Annotated in this window: 23 protein-coding genes; all 23 read left to right on the forward strand. The window is 54.8% G+C overall.

Translation table 11 applies throughout. From position 1 onward, the window contains the following. Window positions 1-45 precede the first annotated feature (45 nt). Window positions 46-4,245 carry a DNA-directed RNA polymerase subunit beta' gene (gene rpoC, locus KBP52_RS21615; RefSeq protein ID WP_016984189.1) on the forward strand — a complete coding sequence of 1,400 codons (4,200 nt, stop codon included), beginning with the start codon at window positions 46-48 and terminating at the stop codon, window positions 4,243-4,245. 216 nt (window positions 4,246-4,461) lie between these two features. Beyond that, window positions 4,462-4,833, forward strand: a complete 372-nt coding sequence (gene rpsL, locus KBP52_RS21620) for a 30S ribosomal protein S12 (RefSeq protein ID WP_003186084.1) — start codon at window positions 4,462-4,464, stop codon at window positions 4,831-4,833. Between the two features lie 107 nt (window positions 4,834-4,940). Further along, window positions 4,941-5,414 carry a 30S ribosomal protein S7 gene (rpsG, locus tag KBP52_RS21625; protein WP_007916467.1) on the forward strand — a complete coding sequence of 158 codons (474 nt, stop codon included), beginning with the start codon at window positions 4,941-4,943 and terminating at the stop codon, window positions 5,412-5,414. Window positions 5,415-5,444: 30 nt separating this feature from the next. Further along, window positions 5,445-7,550 (forward strand): elongation factor G, encoded by a 2,106-nt coding sequence (gene fusA / locus KBP52_RS21630; protein WP_016984188.1) that lies wholly within the window; start codon window positions 5,445-5,447, stop codon window positions 7,548-7,550. Window positions 7,551-7,581: 31 nt separating this feature from the next. Then, window positions 7,582-8,775 (forward strand): elongation factor Tu, encoded by a 1,194-nt coding sequence (gene tuf / locus KBP52_RS21635; RefSeq protein ID WP_077574737.1) that lies wholly within the window; start codon window positions 7,582-7,584, stop codon window positions 8,773-8,775. A 158-nt stretch (window positions 8,776-8,933) separates the two neighbouring features. After that, complete coding sequence (rpsJ, locus tag KBP52_RS21640) at window positions 8,934-9,245, forward strand: 30S ribosomal protein S10 (protein ID WP_003186070.1); 312 nt, start codon at window positions 8,934-8,936, stop codon at window positions 9,243-9,245. A gap of 80 nt (window positions 9,246-9,325) precedes the next feature. Then, window positions 9,326-9,961 carry a 50S ribosomal protein L3 gene (rplC, locus tag KBP52_RS21645; RefSeq protein WP_003228738.1) on the forward strand — a complete coding sequence of 212 codons (636 nt, stop codon included), beginning with the start codon at window positions 9,326-9,328 and terminating at the stop codon, window positions 9,959-9,961. A gap of 12 nt (window positions 9,962-9,973) precedes the next feature. Continuing rightward, window positions 9,974-10,576 carry a 50S ribosomal protein L4 gene (gene rplD / locus KBP52_RS21650; protein ID WP_007918468.1) on the forward strand — a complete coding sequence of 201 codons (603 nt, stop codon included), beginning with the start codon at window positions 9,974-9,976 and terminating at the stop codon, window positions 10,574-10,576. Continuing rightward, entirely contained in the window at window positions 10,573-10,872 is a 300-nt protein-coding gene (rplW, locus tag KBP52_RS21655) for a 50S ribosomal protein L23 (protein WP_002555488.1), read from the forward strand. Before rplD ends, rplW begins: the two co-directional genes overlap by 4 nt. Before the next feature lie 14 nt (window positions 10,873-10,886). Beyond that, a complete protein-coding gene (rplB, locus tag KBP52_RS21660; protein WP_003228734.1) occupies window positions 10,887-11,711 on the forward strand; it encodes a 50S ribosomal protein L2 in 825 nt (274 codons plus the stop codon). A 16-nt stretch (window positions 11,712-11,727) separates the two neighbouring features. Beyond that, window positions 11,728-12,003 carry a 30S ribosomal protein S19 gene (gene rpsS / locus KBP52_RS21665; RefSeq protein WP_011336172.1) on the forward strand — a complete coding sequence of 92 codons (276 nt, stop codon included), beginning with the start codon at window positions 11,728-11,730 and terminating at the stop codon, window positions 12,001-12,003. An 11-nt stretch (window positions 12,004-12,014) separates the two neighbouring features. Continuing rightward, on the forward strand, window positions 12,015-12,347 hold the full coding sequence (gene rplV / locus KBP52_RS21670) for a 50S ribosomal protein L22 (RefSeq protein ID WP_003103908.1): 333 nt from the start codon (window positions 12,015-12,017) through the stop codon (window positions 12,345-12,347). A gap of 13 nt (window positions 12,348-12,360) precedes the next feature. After that, window positions 12,361-13,047 carry a 30S ribosomal protein S3 gene (rpsC, locus tag KBP52_RS21675; protein WP_003176422.1) on the forward strand — a complete coding sequence of 229 codons (687 nt, stop codon included), beginning with the start codon at window positions 12,361-12,363 and terminating at the stop codon, window positions 13,045-13,047. A gap of 12 nt (window positions 13,048-13,059) precedes the next feature. Then, a complete protein-coding gene (gene rplP / locus KBP52_RS21680) occupies window positions 13,060-13,473 on the forward strand; it encodes a 50S ribosomal protein L16 (protein WP_007896757.1) in 414 nt (137 codons plus the stop codon). Continuing rightward, window positions 13,473-13,664 carry a 50S ribosomal protein L29 gene (rpmC, locus tag KBP52_RS21685; RefSeq protein ID WP_002555481.1) on the forward strand — a complete coding sequence of 64 codons (192 nt, stop codon included), beginning with the start codon at window positions 13,473-13,475 and terminating at the stop codon, window positions 13,662-13,664. The genes rplP and rpmC overlap by 1 nt, the downstream gene beginning before the upstream one ends. Before the next feature lie 2 nt (window positions 13,665-13,666). Next, window positions 13,667-13,933 (forward strand): 30S ribosomal protein S17, encoded by a 267-nt coding sequence (gene rpsQ, locus KBP52_RS21690; RefSeq protein WP_003194644.1) that lies wholly within the window; start codon window positions 13,667-13,669, stop codon window positions 13,931-13,933. 23 nt (window positions 13,934-13,956) lie between these two features. Beyond that, on the forward strand, window positions 13,957-14,325 hold the full coding sequence (gene rplN / locus KBP52_RS21695) for a 50S ribosomal protein L14 (protein ID WP_002555479.1): 369 nt from the start codon (window positions 13,957-13,959) through the stop codon (window positions 14,323-14,325). Between the two features lie 11 nt (window positions 14,326-14,336). Beyond that, window positions 14,337-14,651, forward strand: coding sequence for a 50S ribosomal protein L24 (gene rplX / locus KBP52_RS21700; RefSeq protein ID WP_008081905.1), 315 nt, complete (start codon window positions 14,337-14,339; stop codon window positions 14,649-14,651). A 20-nt stretch (window positions 14,652-14,671) separates the two neighbouring features. Beyond that, a complete protein-coding gene (gene rplE / locus KBP52_RS21705; protein WP_003176415.1) occupies window positions 14,672-15,211 on the forward strand; it encodes a 50S ribosomal protein L5 in 540 nt (179 codons plus the stop codon). A 13-nt stretch (window positions 15,212-15,224) separates the two neighbouring features. After that, a complete protein-coding gene (gene rpsN / locus KBP52_RS21710) occupies window positions 15,225-15,530 on the forward strand; it encodes a 30S ribosomal protein S14 (RefSeq protein WP_003228726.1) in 306 nt (101 codons plus the stop codon). A gap of 209 nt (window positions 15,531-15,739) precedes the next feature. Beyond that, entirely contained in the window at window positions 15,740-16,132 is a 393-nt protein-coding gene (rpsH, locus tag KBP52_RS21715; RefSeq protein WP_077574736.1) for a 30S ribosomal protein S8, read from the forward strand. A gap of 12 nt (window positions 16,133-16,144) precedes the next feature. Beyond that, the gene (gene rplF / locus KBP52_RS21720) at window positions 16,145-16,678 is read left to right on the forward strand and encodes a 50S ribosomal protein L6 (protein ID WP_003176412.1); all 534 of its coding nucleotides are present in this window, start codon (window positions 16,145-16,147) and stop codon (window positions 16,676-16,678) included. 10 nt (window positions 16,679-16,688) lie between these two features. Next, window positions 16,689-17,039: a 50S ribosomal protein L18 gene (rplR, locus tag KBP52_RS21725; RefSeq protein WP_003186037.1), complete on the forward strand. Its 351-nt coding sequence runs from the start codon at window positions 16,689-16,691 to the stop codon at window positions 17,037-17,039. Window positions 17,040-17,041: the final 2 nt, after the last annotated feature.

The following is a 17,041-nucleotide window of genomic DNA, read 5'->3' on the forward strand; positions in this document are numbered from 1 at the left end:
GCGGGGCAGGATTGCCCGCTCTCTGCTCCGCCAGGAGGAAAGGCCTTGAAAGACCTACTGAATTTGCTGAAAAACCAGGGTCAAGTCGAAGAGTTCGACGCCATCCGTATCGGATTGGCCTCGCCTGAGATGATCCGCTCATGGTCGTTCGGTGAAGTTAAAAAGCCGGAAACCATCAACTACCGTACGTTCAAACCTGAGCGTGACGGCCTGTTCTGCGCCAAGATCTTTGGCCCGGTAAAGGATTACGAGTGCCTGTGCGGTAAGTACAAGCGCTTGAAGCACCGTGGTGTGATCTGCGAGAAGTGCGGCGTTGAAGTTGCACTGGCCAAGGTTCGTCGTGAGCGCATGGCGCACATCGAACTGGCTTCGCCGGTTGCTCACATCTGGTTCCTGAAATCGCTGCCGTCCCGTATCGGCTTGCTGATGGACATGACCCTGCGTGATATCGAACGCGTTCTCTACTTCGAGAGCTATGTCGTTATCGATCCAGGCATGACCACCCTTGAAAAAGGTCAGCTGCTGAACGACGAGCAGTACTTCGAAGCGCTGGAAGAGTTCGGTGACGACTTCGACGCCCGTATGGGTGCTGAAGCTGTACGTGAACTGCTGCACGCTATCGACCTGGAACACGAGATTGGCCGTCTGCGTGAAGAAATTCCGCAAACCAACTCGGAAACCAAGATCAAGAAGCTGTCCAAGCGTCTGAAGTTGATGGAAGCCTTCCAGGGTTCCGGCAACCTGCCAGAGTGGATGGTGCTGACCGTTCTGCCGGTTCTGCCGCCAGATCTGCGTCCATTGGTCCCGCTGGACGGCGGTCGTTTCGCGACTTCCGACCTCAACGATCTGTATCGTCGAGTGATCAACCGTAACAACCGTTTGAAGCGCCTGCTGGATCTGTCCGCTCCGGACATCATCGTGCGCAACGAAAAGCGTATGTTGCAGGAAGCTGTCGATGCTCTGCTCGACAACGGTCGTCGTGGCCGCGCTATCACAGGTTCGAACAAGCGTCCTCTGAAATCCTTGGCTGACATGATCAAGGGTAAGCAAGGTCGTTTCCGTCAGAACTTGCTCGGTAAGCGTGTTGACTACTCCGGTCGTTCGGTAATTACCGTAGGCCCGACTCTGCGTCTGCATCAGTGCGGTCTGCCGAAGAAGATGGCTCTCGAGCTGTTCAAACCGTTCATTTTCGGCAAGCTGGAAATGCGTGGTCTCGCGACCACCATCAAAGCGGCCAAGAAAATGGTCGAGCGCGAACTGCCAGAGGTTTGGGACGTTCTCGCTGAAGTGATTCGCGAACACCCGGTTCTTCTCAACCGTGCACCGACCCTTCACCGTCTGGGTATCCAGGCGTTTGAACCGGTACTGATCGAAGGTAAGGCTATCCAGCTGCACCCTCTGGTCTGCGCCGCGTACAACGCCGACTTCGACGGCGACCAAATGGCCGTGCACGTACCGCTGACACTGGAAGCCCAGTTGGAAGCGCGTGCGTTGATGATGTCGACCAACAACATTCTGTCGCCAGCCAACGGTGAGCCAATCATCGTTCCGTCGCAGGACGTTGTATTGGGTCTGTACTACATGACTCGTGAAGCGATCAACGCCAAAGGCGAAGGTCGTGTGTTCGCGGATCTGCAGGAAGTTGACCGTGTGTTCCGTGCCGGCGAAGCCGCACTGCACGCCAAGGTTAAGGTTCGTATCAACGAAACCGTCAACGACCGTGACGGCAACAGCGTGAGCGGTACCCGTATCGTCGACACCACTGTCGGCCGTGCGCTGCTGTTCCAGGTTGTGCCAAAAGGTCTGTCGTACGACGTCGTCAACCTGCCTATGAAGAAAAAGGCGATCTCCAAGCTGATCAACCAGTGCTACCGCGTGGTTGGTTTGAAAGAGACCGTGATCTTCGCTGACCAGTTGATGTACACCGGTTTCGCTTACTCGACCATCTCCGGCGTTTCCATCGGTGTTAACGACTTCGTTATCCCGGATGAAAAAGCCCGCATCATCGGTGCTGCCACCGACGAAGTGAAAGAGATCGAGAGCCAGTACGCCTCCGGCCTGGTAACCCAGGGCGAGAAGTACAACAAAGTGATCGACCTTTGGTCGAAAGCGAACGACGAAGTTTCCAAGGCAATGATGGCCAACCTCTCGAAAGAGAAGGTTATCGACCGTCACGGCGTTGAAGTCGATCAAGAGTCTTTCAACTCGATGTACATGATGGCCGACTCGGGTGCGCGGGGTTCCGCAGCACAGATTCGTCAGCTGGCCGGTATGCGTGGTCTGATGGCCAAGCCGGACGGTTCCATCATCGAAACGCCGATTACTGCGAACTTCCGTGAAGGTTTGAGCGTACTTCAGTACTTCATCTCGACTCACGGTGCTCGTAAAGGTCTGGCGGATACCGCGTTGAAAACTGCGAACTCCGGTTACCTGACTCGTCGTCTGGTAGACGTGGCGCAGGATCTGGTTGTAACCGAGATCGATTGCGGCACCGAACACGGTCTGCTGATGACTCCGCACATTGAAGGCGGTGACGTTGTAGAGCCGTTGGGTGAGCGCGTATTGGGTCGTGTTATTGCCCGTGACGTATTCAAGCCAGGCACCGAGGACGTTATCGTTCCGGCCGGTACTCTGGTAGACGAGAAGTGGGTTGAATTCATCGAGCTGAACAGCATCGACGAAGTGATCGTGCGTTCGCCGATCAGCTGCGAAACCCGCTATGGCATTTGCGCCAAGTGCTACGGCCGTGACTTGGCTCGTGGTCACCAGGTGAACATCGGTGAAGCGGTCGGCGTTATCGCTGCCCAGTCCATCGGTGAGCCGGGTACCCAGCTGACGATGCGTACGTTCCACATCGGTGGTGCGGCAAGCCGTACTTCCGCAGCCGACAGCGTTCAGGTGAAGAATGGCGGTACCGTCCGTCTGCACAACCTGAAGCACGTTGAGCGAGTGGATGGTCACCTGGTTGCTGTGTCCCGTTCCGGTGAGCTGGCCATCGCTGACGACTTCGGTCGTGAGCGCGAGCGTTACAAGCTGCCGTACGGTGCTGTGATTTCGGTTAAAGAAGGTGACAAGGTCGACGCTGGCGCAATCGTGGCCAAGTGGGATCCGCACACTCACCCGATCGTTACCGAAATGAAAGGTACCGTGACCTACGTGGGCATGGAAGAAGGCATCACGATCAAGCGTCAGACTGACGAATTGACCGGTATGACCAACATTGAAGTACTCGACGCGAAAGATCGTCCAGCTGCGGGCAAAGAAATCCGTCCAGCAGTGAAGATGGTCGACGACAACGGCAAGGATCTGTTGCTGCCAGGCACTGACGTTATCGCTCAGTACTTCCTGCCAGCCAACGCCCTGGTCGGTGTAGCGGATGGTGCGAAGATCGCGATCGGTGATGTTATCGCGCGTATCCCGCAAGAAACTTCGAAGACCCGTGACATCACCGGTGGTCTGCCGCGTGTTGCCGACTTGTTCGAAGCCCGTCGTCCGAAAGAAGCGTCGATTCTGGCTGAAGTCAGCGGCACCATCGCGTTCGGTAAAGAGACCAAAGGCAAGCGCCGTCTGGTTATTACCCCGAACGACGGTAGCGATCCGTACGAAGAGCTGATTCCGAAGTGGCGTCACCTGAACGTGTTCGAAGGCGAACAGGTAAACCGCGGCGAAGTTATCTCCGACGGTCCAAGCGATCCGCACGACATCCTGCGTCTGTTGGGTGTGAGTGCGCTGGCCAAGTACATCGTGAACGAGATCCAGGACGTTTACCGTCTGCAAGGCGTGAAGATCAACGACAAGCACATCGAGACCATCCTGCGTCAGATGCTGCGTAAAGTTGAAATCGCTGAATCCGGCGATTCCAGTTTCATCAAGGGCGACCAGATGGAACTGACTCACGTACTGGTAGAAAACGAGCGTCTGGGCGGCGAAGACAAGTTCGTCTCCAAGTACACTCGCGTTCTGCTGGGTATCACCAAGGCGTCGTTGTCCACCGAATCGTTCATCTCGGCGGCTTCCTTCCAGGAAACCACCCGCGTACTGACCGAAGCGGCAGTCACCGGCAAGCGCGATTACCTGCGCGGCCTGAAAGAAAACGTGGTCGTGGGTCGTCTGATCCCGGCAGGTACCGGCCTGGCATATCACAGCGAGCGCAAGCGTCGTCGTGAAGCAGACAAGCCGTTGCGCGTAAGCGCCAGTGAAGTGGAAGCTGCACTGACCGAAGCGCTGAACTCGAGCGGTAACTGAGTTCTGCGATAAATGAGTGTAAGGCCCTGATCGCTCCGTTCATCGAATCGAGACATTTTGTCGAGGTTCGAGGGGCGGGGAGGTCGGGGCCTTGCCTTGACTGGGGACAAGATCCTCTTTAGACTCTTGATCCCCTAAATTTGGCGGGAATTCGTTCCTGCCATTTTGCTTTTCTTGCAAGACAATAGCGTCGCAAGACAACAGTGGAGCTAGTAGATGGCAACTATCAACCAGCTGGTACGTCAGCCGCGTAAGCGTATCGTCGAGAAATCCGACGTACCTGCGCTGCAGAACTGCCCGCAACGTCGTGGCGTGTGCACCCGTGTGTACACCACCACGCCGAAAAAACCTAACTCGGCACTGCGTAAAGTATGCCGTGTGCGCCTGACCAACGGTTTCGAGGTTTCCTCGTACATCGGTGGTGAAGGTCACAACCTGCAAGAGCACAGCGTGGTACTGATCCGCGGCGGTCGTGTAAAAGACTTGCCAGGTGTTCGTTACCACACCGTTCGCGGCTCCTTGGATACTTCCGGCGTTAAAGGCCGTAACCAGGGTCGTTCGAAGTACGGTACCAAGCGTCCGAAGTAATCGGCCGTTTTGCAGATTTTCATTTTATTGAGTCGATAAGAGTAAGGTCGGGCACGCATCCATTGGATCTGTCCCGAGCTAACCTGAAGACCGCTTGAGGGCTTATCATGCCAAGACGTCGCGTAGCAGCAAAGCGTGAGATTCTGGACGATCCGAAATACGGAAGCCAGATCCTCGCCAAATTCATGAACCACGTTATGGAAAGCGGCAAGAAAGCCGTTGCCGAACGTATCGTTTATGGTGCCCTGGAAACCGTTGCGACCCGTAAGGCTGGCACCGATCCCCTGGAACTCTTCGAAAAAGCACTCGACGCCATCGCTCCGCTGGTCGAAGTGAAGTCGCGCCGCGTTGGTGGTGCTACTTACCAGGTTCCGGTCGAGGTTCGTCCTTCCCGTCGTAACGCTCTGGCAATGCGCTGGTTGGTAGACTTCGCCCGTAAGCGTGGCGAGAAGTCTATGGCTCTGCGTTTGGCTGGCGAACTGCTGGATGCTGCTGAAGGTAAAGGTGCTGCTGTTAAGAAGCGTGAAGACGTGCACCGTATGGCTGAAGCCAACAAAGCTTTCTCGCACTACCGCTTCTAATTTTAGCTTCACTAATTTTGCGAGGGCTTTATGGCTCGTACTACTCCGATTAGCCGCTACCGTAACATCGGTATCGTCGCTCACGTGGATGCTGGTAAAACCACCACCACCGAGCGCGTCCTTTTTTACACCGGCAAAAGTCACAAAATGGGCGAGGTGCATGATGGCGCCGCGACCACAGACTGGATGGTGCAGGAGCAGGAGCGTGGTATTACCATCACTTCTGCTGCCATCACCGCTTTCTGGAAAGGTTCCGAGAAGCAGTACAAGGACGAGCACCGCTTCAACGTAATCGATACCCCGGGCCACGTTGACTTCACTATTGAAGTTGAGCGTTCCCTGCGCGTACTCGACGGCGCTGTCGTTGTGTTCTGCGGTACTTCGGGTGTTGAGCCTCAGTCGGAAACCGTATGGCGTCAAGCCAACAAATACGGTGTTCCACGTCTTGTTTACGTAAACAAGATGGACCGTGCTGGTGCCAACTTCCTGCGCGTGATCGGTCAGATCAAGCAGCGTCTGGGTCACACTCCGGTGCCGATCCAGTTGGCCATCGGTTCCGAAGACAACTTCCAGGGTCAGATCGATCTGATCAACATGCAAGCTGTCTACTGGAACGACTCTGACAAAGGTATGGTCCCTGTTCGCAAGGACATTCCTGCTGAGCTCCAAGAGCTGGCTGAAGAGTGGCGCAACAACATGGTTGAAGCTGCTGCTGAAGCCAACGAAGAGCTGATGAACAAGTACCTGGAAGGCGAAGAGCTGTCGATCGAAGAGATCAAGGCTGCTTTGCGTCAGCGTACTATCGCCGGCGAAATCGTTCTGGCTGTTTGCGGTTCTTCGTTCAAGAACAAGGGTGTTCCCCTGGTTCTCGACGCCGTTATCGACTTCCTGCCTGCGCCGACCGACATTCCTGCGATCAAGGGTACTGACCCTGATAACGAGGAAATCGAGCTGGAGCGTCATGCAGACGATGCGGAGCCGTTCTCGGCTCTGGCGTTCAAGATCGCTACCGACCCATTCGTGGGTACCTTGACCTTCGTCCGTGTTTACTCGGGCGTGTTGAACTCCGGCGACGGCGTGATCAACTCGGTTAAAGGTAAGAAAGAGCGCGTGGGTCGTATGGTGCAAATGCACGCAAACGCCCGTGAAGAGATCAAGGAAGTACGCGCTGGCGACATCGCGGCCCTGATCGGCATGAAGGACGTCACCACTGGTGAAACCCTCTGCAACGCTGACAAGCCAATCATCCTGGTTCGCATGGACTTCCCGGAGCCGGTTATTTCGGTTGCCGTAGAGCCTAAGACCAAGGATGACCAGGAAAAAATGGGCATCGCTCTGGGCAAACTTGCTCAGGAAGACCCGTCTTTCCGCGTTAAAACTGATGAAGAGACTGGTCAAACGATCATCTCCGGCATGGGCGAGCTGCACCTGGACATCCTGGTTGACCGGATGCGCCGTGAGTTCAACGTCGAAGCCAACATCGGCAAGCCTCAGGTTTCGTATCGTGAGCGCATCACGAAGAACTGTGAAATCGAAGGCAAGTTCGTTCGTCAGTCCGGCGGTCGTGGTCAGTTCGGCCACTGCTGGATCCGTTTTGCTCCTGCTGACGAAGGTCAGGAAGGTCTGCAATTCGTGAACGAAGTTGTAGGTGGTGTGGTTCCTAAGGAATACATCCCGGCTATCCAGAAGGGTATCGAAGAGCAGATGAAGAACGGCGTTGTTGCCGGCTATCCGCTGATCGGCCTGAAGGCTACCGTGTTCGATGGTTCTTACCACGACGTCGACTCCAACGAGATGGCGTTTAAAGTGGCTGCCTCCATGGCGACCAAGCAACTGGCCCAGAAGGGCGGTGGTGAGTTGCTTGAGCCGATCATGGCTGTAGAGGTTGTTACGCCTGAAGACTATATGGGTGATGTGATGGGCGACCTTAACCGTCGTCGCGGCATGATCCAGGGTATGGAAGACACAGTGTCCGGCAAGGTTATCCGTGCCGAGGTTCCACTGGGTGAGATGTTCGGTTATGCGACCGACGTTCGTTCCATGTCCCAGGGTCGCGCAAGCTACTCTATGGAATTCAAAAAATACGATACGGCTCCGTCGCACATCGTCGAATCCGTAACCAAAAAACAAGGCTGATTCAGCCCCTTTAGGCTAGGAGTTAATTGTCGTGGCTAAAGAAAAATTTGATCGTTCCCTACCGCACGTCAACGTTGGCACCATTGGTCACGTTGACCACGGTAAAACCACTCTGACTGCTGCTCTGACTCGCGTTTGCTCCGAAGTTTTCGGTTCCGCAATCGTTGACTTCGACAAGATCGACAGCGCACCAGAAGAAAAAGCTCGTGGTATCACCATCAACACCGCTCACGTTGAGTACAACTCGACAATTCGTCACTACGCTCACGTTGACTGCCCAGGTCACGCTGACTATGTGAAGAACATGATCACCGGTGCTGCTCAAATGGATGGCGCTATTCTGGTTTGCTCGGCCGCTGATGGTCCGATGCCACAAACCCGTGAGCACATCCTGCTGTCCCGTCAGGTAGGCGTTCCGTACATCGTGGTTTTCCTGAACAAGGCTGACCTGGTAGACGACGCTGAGCTGCTGGAACTGGTTGAGATGGAAGTTCGCGACCTGCTGTCCACCTACGACTTCCCGGGCGATGACACTCCAATCATCATCGGTTCGGCTCGTATGGCGCTGGAAGGCAAAGACGACAACGAAATGGGCACCACTGCCGTTCGTAAACTGGTTGAGACTCTGGATACCTATATCCCAGAACCAGTTCGTATGATCGACAAGCCGTTCCTGATGCCAATCGAAGACGTATTCTCGATCTCGGGTCGCGGTACTGTTGTGACTGGTCGTATCGAGCGCGGTATCGTTCGCGTTCAGGATCCGCTGGAAATCGTTGGTCTGCGTGACACCACCGTTACTACTTGCACCGGTGTTGAAATGTTCCGCAAGCTGCTCGACGAAGGTCGTGCTGGCGAGAACTGCGGCGTTCTGCTGCGTGGTACCAAGCGTGACGACGTTGAGCGTGGCCAGGTTCTGGTTAAGCCAGGTTCGGTTAAGCCGCACACCACTTTCACCGCAGAAGTTTACGTTCTGAGCAAGGAAGAAGGCGGTCGTCACACTCCGTTCTTCAAAGGCTACCGTCCACAGTTCTACTTCCGTACTACTGACGTGACTGGTAACTGCGAGCTGCCAGAAGGCGTTGAAATGGTAATGCCAGGTGACAACATTCAGATGACTGTTACCCTGATCAAAACCATCGCGATGGAAGACGGTCTGCGTTTCGCTATCCGTGAAGGCGGTCGTACCGTCGGCGCTGGCGTCGTAGCCAAAATCATCGCGTAATTCTCTTTTATAGAGATTGCCTGATGCTTTGAAAAAGCCCCCGCTCAGCGGGGGCTTTTTTATTGGGTTGACACCTATCTGGGGCGTCTATAGAATTGCGCCTCCTTTTAACGGGCGTATTGCGCTCGGTGGGAATAGCAGCCGGAGTCTGAAATCCAATGCAAAATCAGCAAATCCGTATCAGGTTGAAGGCTTTCGACCATCGCCTGATCGACCAATCAACCCAGGAAATCGTGGAAACCGCGAAACGTACTGGTGCTCAAGTGCGTGGTCCAATTCCACTGCCTACCCGTAAAGAGCGGTTCACCGTTCTGGTTTCTCCGCACGTCAACAAAGACGCGCGCGACCAGTACGAAATCCGCACTCATAAGCGCGTTCTGGACATCGTCCAGCCAACGGATAAAACCGTTGATGCTCTTATGAAGCTTGATCTTGCGGCCGGTGTGGAAGTGCAGATCAGCCTCGGCTAAGACTCGGTCTTAGTCGTGTAACGCTCTGAAATGGGCGGCCATAGCGGGTGAAAGCCCCGTACACTCATGAGGTTTACAACATGACTATTGGTGTAGTCGGTCGTAAATGCGGTATGACCCGTATTTTCACCGAAGAAGGTGTCTCCATTCCGGTCACGGTCATTGAGATCGAGCCGAATCGCGTCACCCAGTTCAAAACTGAAGAGACCGATGGCTATCGTGCAGTGCAAGTCACTGTCGGCGAGCGTCGTGCTTCGCGTGTAACAGCAGCTCAGGCTGGCCACTTCGCTAAAGCGAACGTTGCCGCTGGTCGCACCACCATGGAATTCCGTCTTGAAGAAGGCGAGTACCAGGCTGGCGATCTGATCAACGCTGAAATCTTCGCCGCTGGTCAACTGGTTGATGTAACCGGTCAGTCCAAGGGTAAAGGCTTCCAGGGTACGATCAAGCGTTGGAATTTCCGCGGGCAAGATAACACCCACGGTAACTCCGTATCCCACCGCGTCCCAGGCTCTATCGGCCAGTGCCAGACTCCTGGTCGTGTATTCAAGGGCAAAAAAATGTCCGGTCATATGGGCGCTGAGCGCGTGACCGTGCAGTCCCTGGAAGTAGTGCGCGTGGACGCTGAACGCAATCTGTTGTTGGTCAAGGGTGCTGTTCCTGGCGCTACTGGCGGCAACCTGGTTGTACGTCCAGCAGCCAAGGCTCGCGGTTAAGGGGAAGCTGACATGCAATTAAATGTAAATGACGCTCAAGCGATCGAAGTTTCCGAACTGACATTTGGCGGCGAATTCAACGAGACGCTGGTTCACCAAGCAGTCGTGGCCTACATGGCTGGCGGCCGTCAAGGTACCAAGCAGCAGAAGACCCGTTCCGACGTTCGTGGTGGCGGTAAGCGCCCATGGCGTCAGAAAGGTACTGGCCGTGCTCGTGCCGGTACTATCCGTAGCCCAATCTGGCGTGGCGGCGGTACCACTTTTGCAGCGCGTCCACAGGATCACTCCCAGAAGCTGAACAAGAAGATGTATCGCGCAGCAATGCGTTCCATCCTTGCTGAGCTGGTGCGTACTGATCGTCTGGTCGTGGTTCAGGATTTCGCTGTTGAAACTCCGAAAACCAAAGATCTGCTGGGCAAGCTGAACAACATGAGCCTGACCGACGTTTTGATCGTGTCGGACGCTGTTGATCAGAACCTGTACCTGGCTGCTCGTAACCTGCCGCACGTAGATGTACGTGACGTTCAAGGTTCCGATCCAGTTAGTCTGATCGCATACGACAAGGTGTTGATCACCGTGTCGGCCGTGAAGAAATTCGAGGAGCTGCTGGGATGAACCAGGAACGCGTATTTAAAGTTCTGCTTGGCCCGCACGTTTCCGAGAAGGCTACGGTTCTGGCAGACAAGAAAGGCCAGTTCGTTTTCAAGGTTGCTACTGACGCAACCAAGCTGGAAATCAAGAAGGCCGTCGAAAGCCTGTTCAGCGTGAAAGTAGAGCGCGTCACTACCCTGAATGTTCTGGGTAAGAGCAAGCGCACTGCTCGCGGTCTGGGCAAGCGTAATGACTGGAAGAAGGCAGTTATCTCCCTTCAGCCAGGCCAAGATCTCGATTTCAGCAGCAGTGCTGAGTAAGGAAGGGGTGCATCATGGCAATCGTTAAATGCAAACCGACTTCCCCTGGCCGCCGTTTTGTGGTCAAGGTGGTCAACCAGGAGCTGCATAAAGGCGCTCCTCACGCACCGCTGCTCGAGAAAAAATCGAAGACTGGTGGTCGTAACAACAATGGCCGTATTACCACGCGTCACATCGGTGGTGGTCATAAGCAGCATTATCGTATGGTCGATTTCCGTCGCAACGACAAAGATGGCATCGTCGCCACTGTCGAGCGTATCGAATACGATCCAAACCGTACTGCTCACATCGCACTGCTCTGCTACGCAGACGGCGAGCGCCGCTACATCATCGCCCCTAAAGGCGTGAGTGCTGGCGACCAGCTGATCGCAGGCGCTCTGGCTCCAATCAAGCCAGGCAACGCTCTGCAACTGCGCAACATTCCAGTCGGTTCTACCGTACACGGCATCGAACTGAAGCCAGGTAAAGGCGCACAGATCGCTCGTTCCGCTGGTGCTTCGGCTCAGCTGATCGCTCGTGAAGGCGTTTACGTTACCCTGCGTCTGCGTTCCGGTGAAATGCGTAAAGTCCTGGCTGAATGCCGTGCGACCCTGGGCGAAGTCTCGAACTCCGAGCACAGCCTGCGTTCGCTGGGTAAAGCTGGTGCCAAGCGCTGGCGTGGCGTTCGCCCAACCGTTCGTGGTGTTGCCATGAACCCGGTTGACCACCCACATGGTGGTGGTGAAGGTCGTACCTCTGGTGGTCGTCATCCGGTATCGCCATGGGGCTTCCCGACTAAGGGCGCGAAGACTCGTGGTAATAAGCGTACCGACAAAATGATCGTCCGTCGTCGCAAGTAAATAGAGGGATACGACAGTGCCACGTTCTCTGAAAAAAGGTCCTTTTATTGATCTTCACCTACTGAAGAAGATCGAAGTGGCGGCGGAAAAGAACGATCGCAAACCAATTAAGACTTGGTCGCGTCGTTCGATGATCCTGCCACAAATGGTCGGTCTGACCATCGCAGTACACAACGGTCGTCAGCACGTCCCAGTTCTCGTTAACGAAGACATGGTCGGCCACAAACTGGGCGAGTTCGCCGGTACCCGCAACTATCGCGGGCACGTGGCTGACAAGAAAGCCAAGCGTTAAGGGGTTAGGAAATGGAAGTAGCCGCTAAGTTGTCGGGCGCTCGAATCTCCGCCCAGAAAGCCCGCTTGGTCGCCGACCAGATCCGCGGGAAGAAGGTGGGCGAAGCGCTCAACTTGTTGGCTTTCAGCAGTAAGAAAGCCGCCGAGATCATGAAGAAAGTGCTGGAGTCGGCCGTAGCCAACGCCGAGCATAACGAAGGCGCAGACGTTGATGACCTGAAGGTCAGCACCGTTTTCGTCAACGAAGGGCGTTCGCTGAAGCGCATCATGCCACGTGCCAAAGGCCGTGCTGATCGCATCGTCAAGCGGTCTTGCCATATCACTGTCAAGGTTGCTGACAAGTAACGGAGTCGAAGAGATGGGTCAGAAAGTACATCCCATTGGCATTCGCCTGGGAATCGTCAAGGAGCACACCTCCGTCTGGTACGCAGACGGTCGGACTTATGCGGACTACTTGTTCGCAGATCTGAAAGTGCGTGAGTATCTCCAAGACAAACTAAAAAGCGCGTCCGTAAGCCGTATCGATATCCATCGTCCGGCCCAAACTGCACGTATCACCATCCACACCGCTCGTCCAGGTATCGTTATCGGGAAGAAAGGTGAAGATGTTGAGAAACTGCGTCAGGACCTGACCAAGCAAATGGGTGTGCCTGTGCACATCAATATCGAAGAGATCCGCAAGCCGGAGCTCGACGGTATGCTGGTTGCGCAGAGCGTAGCTCAGCAGCTGGAGCGTCGTGTAATGTTCCGTCGCGCTATGAAGCGCGCAGTTCAGAACGCCATGCGCATTGGTGCCAAGGGCATCAAAATCCAAGTGAGCGGTCGTCTCGGCGGTGCTGAAATCGCACGTACTGAATGGTATCGCGAAGGTCGTGTGCCATTGCACACCCTGCGTGCCGACATCGACTATGCCAACTACGAAGCTCACACCACTTACGGTGTGATCGGTGTAAAGGTTTGGATCTTCAAAGGCGAAGTAATTGGTGGTCGCCAAGAAGAGCTGAAACCACAAGCACCAGCGCCTCGTAAAAAAGCTGCTAAGTAAGGGGTACGCCAAATGTTGCAACCTAAGCGTACGAAGTTCCGCAAGCAGATGACAGGCCACAACCGTGGTCTGGCTCAGCGCGGTAGCAAAGTCAGCTTCGGCGAGTTCGCGTTGAAGTCTGTAGCTCGTGGTCGTCTCACCGCTCGTCAGATCGAGTCAGCGCGTCGTGCTCTGACCCGTCACGTTAAACGTGGCGGCAAGATCTGGATCCGTGTATTCCCGGACAAGCCTATTTCCAAAAAGCCCCTCGAAGTTCGTATGGGTAAAGGTAAGGGTAGTGTGGAGTACTGGGTTGCCCAGATTCAGCCAGGCAAAGTCCTGTATGAAATCGAGGGTGTTTCTGAAGAGCTGGCGCGTGAGGCTTTTGCCCTGGCTGCTGCAAAGCTGCCGCTCGCCACCGCCTTTGTTAAACGGACGGTGATGTGATGAAAGCGAATGAACTTCGTGAAAAATCCGCACAGCAGCTGAACGAGCAACTGCTCGGCTTGCTGCGCGACCAGTTCAATCTGCGTATGCAGAAAGCAACTGGCCAGTTGGGGCAGTCTCATCTGCTCTCGCAAGTTAAGCGTGACATCGCTCGCGTGAAGACTGTGCTCAACCAGCAGGCAGGTAAGTGATCATGGCTGAAGCCGAAAAAACTGTCCGTACGCTGACTGGCCGTGTTGTCAGCGACAAGATGGACAAAACCATCACCGTACTGATCGAGCGTCGCGTAAAGCACCCGATCTACGGTAAATACGTTAAGCGTTCGACTAAGCTGCACGCGCACGACGAAACCAACCAGTGCCACATCGGCGACAAAGTCACTATTCGTGAAACTCGTCCTATGGCCAAGACCAAGTCTTGGGCGCTGGTTGATGTTCTCGAACGCGCTGTGGAAGTCTAAGGACTAGGGGTCGGAGAAATTATATGATTCAGACTCAATCCATGCTCGATGTGGCCGATAACAGCGGCGCTCGCCGTGTTATGTGCATCAAGGTGCTGGGTGGCTCCCATCGTCGTTACGCTGGTATCGGTGACATCATCAAAGTTACCGTGAAGGAAGCAATTCCTCGCGGTAAAGTGAAAAAAGGCCAAGTGATGACTGCTGTTGTAGTCCGCACTCGTCACGGCGTACGTCGTGCTGATGGCTCCATTATCCGCTTTGATGGCAACGCTGCTGTTCTTCTGAACAACAAGCAAGAGCCGATCGGCACCCGTATCTTTGGGCCAGTGACCCGTGAACTTCGTACTGAGAAGTTCATGAAGATCGTCTCGCTCGCCCCAGAAGTGCTGTAAGGAGATCCGACATGCAAAAGATTCGTCGTGACGACGAGATCATCGTGATCGCCGGCAAAGACAAAGGTAAGCGCGGTAAGGTGCTCAAGGTTCTTGCTAATAACCGTCTGGTTATCAGCGGTCTGAACCTGGTAAAGCGTCATACCAAGCCTAACCCGATGTCGGGCGTGCAAGGCGGTATCGTCGAAAAAGAAGCTCCACTGGACGCTTCTAACGTCGCCATTTTCAACGGCGAAACCAACAAGGCTGACCGCGTTGGTTTCAAAGTAGAAGACGGCAAGAAAATTCGTGTCTTCAAGTCGACCCAAAAAGCGGTTGATGCTTGAACACTGCTAGGTAGAAGACCATGGCACGACTAAAAGAGATTTACTGGAAGGAAATCGCACCGAAGCTTAAGGAAGAACTTAAGCTTTCGAACGTGATGGAAGTTCCACGCGTTACAAAAATCACCCTGAACATGGGTCTGGGCGAAGCTGTTGGTGATAAAAAAGTCATCGAGCATGCTGTTGCTGACCTGGAAAAGATCACCGGCCAAAAAGTCGTTGTGACCTACGCTCGTAAATCCATCGCTGGCTTTAAAGTCCGTGAAGGATGGCCGATCGGCGTTAAGGTGACTCTGCGCCGTGAGCGTATGTATGAGTTCCTGGATCGTCTGCTGTCGATCTCCCTGCCTCGGGTTCGCGACTTCCGCGGCCTGAATGCCAAGTCCTTCGATGGTCGTGGTAACTACAGCATGGGCGTGAAAGAGCAGATCATTTTCCCGGAAATCGACTACGACAAGATCGATGCTCTCCGCGGTCTGGACATTACCCTGACCACCACTGCCAAGAACGATGATGAAGGCCGCGCTCTGCTGCGTGCTTTCAAATTCCCGTTCCGCAACTGATTGGAGTAGGAAAATGGCCAAGAAGAGCATGAAAAACCGTGAGCTGAAGCGTCAGCTCACCGTTGCCAAGTACGCCACCAAGCGTGCAGCGCTGAAAGCTATCATCGTTGATCTGAACGCAAGTCCAGAAGCACGTTGGGAAGCTACCGTAGCTCTGCAGAAGCAACCACGTGACGCAAGCGCTTCGCGCATGCGTAACCGTTGCCGCCTGACTGGTCGTCCGCACGGCGTTTACCGCAAGTTCGGCCTTGGCCGTAACAAGCTGCGTGAAGCTGCAATGCGTGGTGACGTACCAGGTCTGGTTAAAGCCAGCTGGTAATTGCTGTCAAAGTCTCGATGTTCGGGTTCGCAAGAACCTGACCATCGGTGGCCTTGAATCTGAATCAAGCCCCTTTTGGGGCTTGATTCATTTCTGGGGTGTGTCTAGAATGACCGGCTCGCCTGAGCCCGTGTTTTTCATGCCCGGAAGTTCTCGGCGACAAGTAGTAGCCGCAAGGCTAATTTTTCTGTATTAGGAGCGTCTAGCCCATGAGTATGCAGGACCCGTTAGCGGACATGCTAACTCGAATCCGTAATGCCCAGATGGCTGAAAAGTCTGTCGTAAGCATGCCATCTTCCACGTTGAAGGCGGCTGTAGCAAAAGTCCTGAAGGACGAAGGTTACATCGCGGATTTTCAGATCACCACCGACGCTAAGCCGTCGTTGTCCATCGAGCTGAAGTACTTCGAAGGCCGTCCGGTTATCGAAGAAGTGAAGCGCGTTAGTCGTCCAGGCCTGCGTCAGTACAAGTCCGTTGAAGATCTGCCGAAAGTTCGTGGCGGTCTTGGCGTGTCTATCGTCTCCACCAACAAAGGTGTGATGACGGATCGTGCTGCGCGCGCTGCCGGTGTCGGCGGCGAAGTTCTTTGCACTGTGTTCTAAGGGGGGATAAGCATGTCTCGCGTCGCTAAGAACCCCGTTAAGCTGCCAGCCGGTGTCGAAGTAAAATTCGCAGGCCAACAGCTTTCGGTGAAGGGTGCCAAGGGTACTCTTGAACTGAACATCCATTCGTCCGTTGAGATCGTTGAAGAAGCTGGTGAGCTGCGTTTCGCTGCTCGCAATGGCGATCAACAAACTCGCGCAATGGCCGGTACCACGCGTGCGTTGGTAAACAACATGGTCCAAGGCGTAAGCCAAGGCTTCGAGCGCAAGCTCCAGCTGGTCGGTGTTGGTTACAAAGCGCAAGCAAAAGGCACGGTTCTGAACCTGGCCCTTGGCTTCTCGCACCCAGTGGATTACGAACTGCCGGAAGGCATCACCGCTGAGACTCCTAGCCAGACCGATATCCTGATCAAGGGCATCGACAAGCAGCTGGTAGGTCAAGTGGCCGCTGAGATCCGCGACTTCCGTCCACCAGAGCCGTACAAAGGCAAAGGTGTGCGCTACGCGGACGAAGTCGTCCGTCGTAAAGAAGCCAAGAAGAAGTAGGGCATAGCAAATGACCGACAAAAAAGTTACTCGACTGCGTCGCGCTCGCAAAGCACGCCTGAAAATGCACGAACTCGAAGTCGTGCGTCTCTGCGTGTTCCGCTCGTCGCAGCACATCTACGCCCAGGTCATCTCGGCCGACGGCAACAAGGTCCTGGCAAGCGCCTCGACTTTGGATAAAGAACTGCGTGATGGTGCCACTGGCAACATCGACGCGGCCACAAAGGTTGGCCAGCTGGTCGCTACGCGTGCTAAGGCCGCTGGCGTCTCGCAAGTGGCTTTCGACCGCTCTGGCTTCAAGTATCACGGCCGCGTTAAAGCGCTGGCTGATGCTGCTCGTGAAGCTGGGCTGGAGTTCTAAGT

Source organism: Pseudomonas sp. SCA2728.1_7, from assembly GCF_018138145.1.
In the GTDB taxonomy this organism is placed as follows: domain Bacteria; phylum Pseudomonadota; class Gammaproteobacteria; order Pseudomonadales; family Pseudomonadaceae; genus Aquipseudomonas; species Aquipseudomonas koreensis_A.

Coding starts and splice junctions, on each gene's coding strand:
- rplF (WP_003176412.1), top strand. CDS start 16,145: ATGTCTCGCGTCGCTAAGAACCCCGTTAAGCTGCCAGCCGGTGTCGAA.
- rplV (WP_003103908.1), top strand. CDS start 12,015: ATGGAAGTAGCCGCTAAGTTGTCGGGCGCTCGAATCTCCGCCCAGAAA.
- fusA (WP_016984188.1), top strand. CDS start 5,445: ATGGCTCGTACTACTCCGATTAGCCGCTACCGTAACATCGGTATCGTC.
- rpsQ (WP_003194644.1), top strand. CDS start 13,667: ATGGCTGAAGCCGAAAAAACTGTCCGTACGCTGACTGGCCGTGTTGTC.
- rplN (WP_002555479.1), top strand. CDS start 13,957: ATGATTCAGACTCAATCCATGCTCGATGTGGCCGATAACAGCGGCGCT.
- rplW (WP_002555488.1), top strand. CDS start 10,573: ATGAACCAGGAACGCGTATTTAAAGTTCTGCTTGGCCCGCACGTTTCC.
- rplP (WP_007896757.1), top strand. CDS start 13,060: ATGTTGCAACCTAAGCGTACGAAGTTCCGCAAGCAGATGACAGGCCAC.
- rplX (WP_008081905.1), top strand. CDS start 14,337: ATGCAAAAGATTCGTCGTGACGACGAGATCATCGTGATCGCCGGCAAA.
- rpsC (WP_003176422.1), top strand. CDS start 12,361: ATGGGTCAGAAAGTACATCCCATTGGCATTCGCCTGGGAATCGTCAAG.
- rpsJ (WP_003186070.1), top strand. CDS start 8,934: ATGCAAAATCAGCAAATCCGTATCAGGTTGAAGGCTTTCGACCATCGC.
- rpmC (WP_002555481.1), top strand. CDS start 13,473: ATGAAAGCGAATGAACTTCGTGAAAAATCCGCACAGCAGCTGAACGAG.
- rpsH (WP_077574736.1), top strand. CDS start 15,740: ATGAGTATGCAGGACCCGTTAGCGGACATGCTAACTCGAATCCGTAAT.
- rpsG (WP_007916467.1), top strand. CDS start 4,941: ATGCCAAGACGTCGCGTAGCAGCAAAGCGTGAGATTCTGGACGATCCG.
- rplR (WP_003186037.1), top strand. CDS start 16,689: ATGACCGACAAAAAAGTTACTCGACTGCGTCGCGCTCGCAAAGCACGC.
- rpsN (WP_003228726.1), top strand. CDS start 15,225: ATGGCCAAGAAGAGCATGAAAAACCGTGAGCTGAAGCGTCAGCTCACC.
- rpsL (WP_003186084.1), top strand. CDS start 4,462: ATGGCAACTATCAACCAGCTGGTACGTCAGCCGCGTAAGCGTATCGTC.
- rplE (WP_003176415.1), top strand. CDS start 14,672: ATGGCACGACTAAAAGAGATTTACTGGAAGGAAATCGCACCGAAGCTT.
- rplB (WP_003228734.1), top strand. CDS start 10,887: ATGGCAATCGTTAAATGCAAACCGACTTCCCCTGGCCGCCGTTTTGTG.
- rplC (WP_003228738.1), top strand. CDS start 9,326: ATGACTATTGGTGTAGTCGGTCGTAAATGCGGTATGACCCGTATTTTC.
- rplD (WP_007918468.1), top strand. CDS start 9,974: ATGCAATTAAATGTAAATGACGCTCAAGCGATCGAAGTTTCCGAACTG.